The sequence below is a fragment of the Haloferax sp. KTX1 genome (assembly GCF_902410085.1).
Classification (GTDB): domain Archaea; phylum Halobacteriota; class Halobacteria; order Halobacteriales; family Haloferacaceae; genus Haloferax; species Haloferax massiliensis.
Map to the genome: position 1 here is coordinate 1 of NZ_CABPRH010000292.1, position 408 is coordinate 408.

The following is a 408-nucleotide window of genomic DNA, read 5'->3' on the forward strand; positions in this document are numbered from 1 at the left end:
AGCCACCGTCGCGTCAGCGACGTGTGGCTCTCGCAGGTGTTGACGTGGATGTCGCCGTCAGCGTATTCTCCGTCGCCGTGGACGACGTATTTGCGGGTGAATGCGTCGTCTTCTTCGAGCGGTTCGTACGCCCGAAATCCGTCTGTGTAGACAGTCAGTGACTCCTCGTCGTGATTTTCGAGCAGGAGTCGAATTGTCGACTCGTCGGCGGATTTCGCTGGCACGACGTACCGATCGTCCGAGCCACGATCGACCAGCGTGAACACCGGCAGTTTGTCGCCGTCGTACGATCCTCGTCCACGCGTGGACAGGCCACGCGAGCGCGACTCTCGGTCGCGCTCGCGGCCTTTGAGGCCCGCAGACACGTACACTTCGTCGATTTCAACCGGTCCTGACAGCGTGATCGAA

The 408-nt window shown here is 61.0% G+C and carries 1 protein-coding gene; it reads right to left on the bottom strand.

Annotated elements, in window-relative coordinates:
* Nucleotides 1-408: IS1595 family transposase (locus FY251_RS21900; protein WP_148417007.1), on the bottom strand; the 408-nt coding region annotated here is incomplete at both ends.